We start from the raw sequence: 4137 nt of genomic DNA, 5'->3' as shown, positions 1-4137 counted from the left end.
CTTCAATTGACGGACTCTACTCAAATCTGGAGGAAGTTCAGGGGCTCACGTCAGTGAGTTTCAATCGGCCCAAAGGTGCGCCCCTCACTCCGCCGCTTCGGCTTTCGCCGCATCCGCATAAAGCGCCATATGCGCCGCCAGCGCCCGCCCGAATGCCGGCCGTGCTTCCGCCCGCTTCACGTAAGCATCGAGCACCGGCACCTTCGAGACGAAATCCCGGTGCCTGAGGTCGCGCAGCACCGTCACCATCATGAGGTCGCCCGCGGTGAAGCGGTCTTCCAGCCACTCGCGCCCCTGCAGATGCCCGGCAAGCTGGCCGAGCCGCCGGGTCAGGAATTCCTCCGCGCCCGGCCGGCGCAGCTTCGCCCATTCCTCCTGCGGGTAGAAGAAGTCGAGCGCCGTCACATCGGCGACCGCCGGCTGGATCGAGGTCAGCGCCGCGAACGTCCACTGCATCGTCCGTGCACGGCCTTGCTCGTCGCGCGGCATCAGCGCGTCGCTCTTCTCCGCGATGTGCAGCACGATCGCACCGCTCTCGAACATCGAAACTTCGCCGTCCTCATAGGCGGGCACCTGGCCGAAGGGTTGGCGCGCGCGATAGGAGGCCGCATCCTGGTCCTCCGGCGTCAGCACCTCCTCTTCGTAAGGCAGGCCGGCCTCTTCGAGCGCCCAGCGCACGCGGAATTCCTTCACGGACCCCCGCGCGAAGGGCGGCACCCATTTCAACACGCTGATCTTCCTCATGGTTTCCTCCTCTTCTTGGGGGTATGGCGCGCGCGCCGCGCATGCGCCGGAAGCGGCGCAATGCCGCGGGGGCGGGTTCCGTTTCGGCCTTGCCCGGAATATTTGATATCAATATGATATAATATGTTTGATATCAACCAAAAATGAGTCGCGAGACGCCCTCGCAAGAAACAGAGATGACGGGCAGACCATGACGAACAAGAAGAACAACGAACTCTACGAAGCCACGGCGCATATCCGCGACACCTGCCTCTGCCTTCATGCGCAGCGCGCCGCCCGCGCGCTTGCCCGCCGCTTCGACGATGTGCTGCGTCCTTACGGGATAACGAGCGGCCAGTTCTCCCTGCTCAATGTGCTGAACAGGCCGGACCCCGCCTCCATGGGCCCCGTCGCGAAGTTCCTCGCCATGGACCGCTCCACGCTCACGGCAAACCTGAAGCCGCTGGAGCGCAATGGCCTCGTCTCCGTGGAGGTCGATCCGGAAGACCGGCGCGGCCGCAAGCTTTCGCTCACCGGCGAAGGCCGCAAGGTGCTGCGCGCCGCAATGGCCGTCTGGCGGCGCGAGCATGCCGCGCTCGAAAAGGAAATCGGCAGCGATACCGGCGCCCTCCGCGCCGGGCTGCGCGCCATCGCGTAAAGCTTCCGCCCTCGCTCCCTCACGTTCCTTTCGCCGCCGCCTCCAGCGTGGCGATGTCGATCTTCGTCATCCTCATCATCGCCTCGAAGACGCGCTTTGCCTGCGCCCGGTCGGCGCTCGCATTCAGTTCGAGAAGCCGCGCCGGCGTGATCTGCCAGGAAAAGCCCCAGCGGTCCTTGCACCAGCCGCAGGCGCTCTCCGCGCCGCCATTCGACACGATCGCGTTCCAGTAGCGGTCGGTTTCTTCCTGCGTCTCCGTGACGAGCATGAAGCTCACCGCCTCGTTCGGCGTGAAAACCGGGCCGCCATTGAGGCCGACGAAGCGCCGCCCCAGCACCGTGAATTCGACGGTGAGTTCGCTGCCCTCCGTGCCGCCGGGAAAATCGCCGGGCGCGGCGTTCACCCGGCCGGCATGGCTGTCGGGAAAGGTCGCGGCATAGAACGCGGCCGCCTTGCTGGCTTCGCCGTGGTCGAACCACAGGCAGGTCACGAGATCGGTCATGTCTCTCCTCCTTGCATCGCCCCCGCGTCGCCTCCGCGTCGCGCTACTCGTTGATTTCCGGTTCCACGAGCCGCGCGAGCTTGTAGAGCGAGTCCTGCCAGCCGAGATAACAGGTTTCCGGCGGAATAACGTCCGGCACGCCGTCTTGTTCGATCTTGATGTCGGTGCCCACCGACACCGCCTTCAGCGTCACGGTCACGCGCATCTCGCCCGGCATGTTGGCGTCGTCGAACTTGTCCGTGTAGACGAGCCGCTCGCCGGGCACGAGCTCGACATAGGTGCCGCCGAAGGAATGTCCGTTGCCCGTGGTGAAATTCCGGAACGACATTCTGTGGCGGCCGCCCACGCGTCCGTCCAGTTCATGCACCGTGCAGAGGAAGCCATAGGGCGGAAGCCAGCTTGCCACGGCATCGGCCTCCAGGAAGGCGCGATAGACTTTCTCCGGCCTGGCCCCGATAACGCGATGAAGCTTGATGGTGCTCGGCATGATTTACTCCTTCCGGTCTGGTGTCACGACGGACGCTTCGTCTTCCGTCCGGCTTTTCCCGCACTGAAAAGCAGTTCCAGATAGCGCGTGAGATGATCGAGGCTTTCGGCGGCAACCGCCGCGCCGCCTTTCGCCTTGGCGAGAATGAAGGCGCCCTGGAGAACGGCCTGGATGTGGAGCGCAAGCGACTTCGGCGTGAATCCGGGGCGCAGGCCGCGCTCCTGCATCGCCGCCTTGATGTCGGCTTCCAGCGTCGCCGCATGGCCGCTGATGCTGCGGTCGCAGGCCTCGCGAATGGCGGGCGCGGTCGCATAGGTCTCCTGCACCATGGTGCCGGCGAGACAGGTGAAATCGTGCACGCCGCCTTTCAGCATCGACTTGCGGAAGGCGACATAGCCGAGCACGCGGTCGAGCGGATCGGCATGATCGTGATAGGGCGCGCGCGCGAACACGGCGCCGGTCGTCTCCGACCAATGCGCCGCGGCGGCAACGCCCAGCTCGTCCTTGTTCTTGAAGTGGTGGAAGAACGCGCCCTTGGTCACGCCCGCCGCCGCGCAGAGCTCGTCCACCGTGGTCGCCGAATAGCCCTTGGTCCGGATAACGGAAAGGGCGGCCTCCAGCAATTTCATCTTCGCGTCCGGCTTCGCGGGCCTTGCAACGGTTTGCGACATGGCGTTTCTCCTTGATGACTACGACATACCAACTAGTCGGTATGTCGTCAAGCGGCAAGATACCGGTCCCTCTCCCCTCGGGGAGAGGGAAGGGGCCCGCCGAAGGTGGGAAGGGTGAGGGGGCGCCCCACCCGGAAGCAAAGCCGGTTCCCGGCGCGTCGCTTCACAAGCCACCTTCCCCCCCCCGCGAATTTTGGGGAGTGGCAGGCGAGAGATCGCTTTGGGTTGCATGACCGCGGCTGTAGGGTTGGCCCGGATCGGAAAGGGCGGTGAAGCATATGTCCAGGTCTCGTCTGACAGTCCTGGTCACACTCATGCTGCTGCTCTTCACGCCGGCTTTAGCCATGTCGCCGTCGACGGCGGAGTTCCTGCGCTCGGCGGGGATCGACCCCGACAGCGAAGCGGCGAAGCTGGCCGACGCCGACGGAACCATTCACACGACCTGCAATGGCGATCCTGTCGCCGTCAGCCTGGAGAAGCTCGCCGCCGAAGGCGCAAAAAACGGCGCGCGATATTTCATCGTCACACGAACCTTCATCCGCGCCCTGAAAGCCGATTTCGCCGGCACCCCGGTGCCGCCGGAAGGGTACGACGGCGCCTGTCTGACGCCTGACGAAAAGAAGCTCGCGCTGCGCAAGGTATTCGGCGACTGACCGATGGCGGCAAGGTGGACATTCTCAAGCCACATCCACCGCCCGAACCCGCACCCGCTACACCCCCCCAAACCGCCATGGCCCGATACACCCCCAAACCGTCATGGCCCGCGTCATGCCACTGCTGTCCGGTTTAAATTTTTCCGAGTTGGTTCAAGCTTTTGATTTTGCGAGCGAAACGCCTGTTCGCCAGTACTCGGGACTCGGAACCGCGAAATCGGGTTTACTGGATCACCCGGATGTCCTGATCGGCTCCGAATTCAGAAAGCCGAGCCGTTTTCAAAACCCAAAACCGTCATGGCCCGCTTTATGCGGGCCATCCACGTCTTTGTGGCACGGAAGGCAGGAAAGAAAGACGTGGATGACCCGCCAAAAAAGTTTGAAGGAGGGCCGGGTCATGACGGTTAAATTCGGGATTGAAAATTAAACCGGACAGCAGTGGC

Annotated in this window: 7 protein-coding genes; 3 read left to right on the top strand and 4 right to left on the bottom strand. The window is 63.9% G+C overall.

Annotated features, from left to right (window positions below; translation table 11 throughout):
* Positions 1–84: 84 nt before the first annotated feature.
* A complete protein-coding gene (locus ACKUUH_RS17155; RefSeq protein ID WP_407951108.1) occupies positions 85–744 on the bottom strand; it encodes a glutathione S-transferase family protein in 660 nt (219 codons plus the stop codon).
* Positions 745–934: 190 nt separating this feature from the next.
* Here ACKUUH_RS17155 and ACKUUH_RS17150 point away from each other — a divergent pair, with 190 nt between their 5' ends.
* On the top strand, positions 935–1381 hold the full coding sequence (locus ACKUUH_RS17150) for a MarR family winged helix-turn-helix transcriptional regulator (RefSeq protein WP_407951107.1): 447 nt from the start codon (positions 935–937) through the stop codon (positions 1379–1381).
* Between the two features lie 19 nt (positions 1382–1400).
* Here ACKUUH_RS17150 and ACKUUH_RS17145 read toward each other — a convergent pair whose 3' ends face one another.
* Genes ACKUUH_RS17145 through ACKUUH_RS17135 form a run of 3 tightly spaced genes read right to left on the bottom strand, consistent with a single transcriptional unit; the run spans position 1401 to position 3041 of the window.
* The gene (locus ACKUUH_RS17145; protein WP_407951106.1) at positions 1401–1883 is read right to left on the bottom strand and encodes a VOC family protein; all 483 of its coding nucleotides are present in this window, start codon (positions 1881–1883) and stop codon (positions 1401–1403) included.
* A 43-nt stretch (positions 1884–1926) separates the two neighbouring features.
* Complete coding sequence (locus tag ACKUUH_RS17140) at positions 1927–2370, bottom strand: SRPBCC family protein (RefSeq protein ID WP_407951105.1); 444 nt, start codon at positions 2368–2370, stop codon at positions 1927–1929.
* Positions 2371–2393: 23 nt separating this feature from the next.
* A complete protein-coding gene (locus ACKUUH_RS17135) occupies positions 2394–3041 on the bottom strand; it encodes a TetR/AcrR family transcriptional regulator (protein WP_407951104.1) in 648 nt (215 codons plus the stop codon).
* 314 nt (positions 3042–3355) lie between these two features.
* Here ACKUUH_RS17135 and ACKUUH_RS17130 point away from each other — a divergent pair, with 314 nt between their 5' ends.
* A complete protein-coding gene (locus tag ACKUUH_RS17130; RefSeq protein WP_407951103.1) occupies positions 3356–3694 on the top strand; it encodes a hypothetical protein in 339 nt (112 codons plus the stop codon).
* Between the two features lie 103 nt (positions 3695–3797).
* The gene (locus ACKUUH_RS17125; protein ID WP_407951102.1) at positions 3798–4121 is read left to right on the top strand and encodes a hypothetical protein; all 324 of its coding nucleotides are present in this window, start codon (positions 3798–3800) and stop codon (positions 4119–4121) included.
* Positions 4122–4137: the final 16 nt, after the last annotated feature.

It is taken from the genome of Parvibaculum sp., from assembly GCF_045863935.1.
Taxonomy (GTDB): domain Bacteria; phylum Pseudomonadota; class Alphaproteobacteria; order Parvibaculales; family Parvibaculaceae; genus Parvibaculum.
The sequence above is the reverse complement of the archived record's forward strand: the minus strand, read 5'-3'. Positions and strand labels throughout refer to the sequence as shown.

Coding starts and splice junctions, on each gene's coding strand:
- ACKUUH_RS17145 (WP_407951106.1), bottom strand. CDS start 1,883: ATGACCGATCTCGTGACCTGCCTGTGGTTCGACCACGGCGAAGCCAGC.
- ACKUUH_RS17125 (WP_407951102.1), top strand. CDS start 3,798: ATGGCCCGCGTCATGCCACTGCTGTCCGGTTTAAATTTTTCCGAGTTG.
- ACKUUH_RS17140 (WP_407951105.1), bottom strand. CDS start 2,370: ATGCCGAGCACCATCAAGCTTCATCGCGTTATCGGGGCCAGGCCGGAG.
- ACKUUH_RS17130 (WP_407951103.1), top strand. CDS start 3,356: ATGCTGCTGCTCTTCACGCCGGCTTTAGCCATGTCGCCGTCGACGGCG.
- ACKUUH_RS17150 (WP_407951107.1), top strand. CDS start 935: ATGACGAACAAGAAGAACAACGAACTCTACGAAGCCACGGCGCATATC.
- ACKUUH_RS17155 (WP_407951108.1), bottom strand. CDS start 744: ATGAGGAAGATCAGCGTGTTGAAATGGGTGCCGCCCTTCGCGCGGGGG.
- ACKUUH_RS17135 (WP_407951104.1), bottom strand. CDS start 3,041: ATGTCGCAAACCGTTGCAAGGCCCGCGAAGCCGGACGCGAAGATGAAA.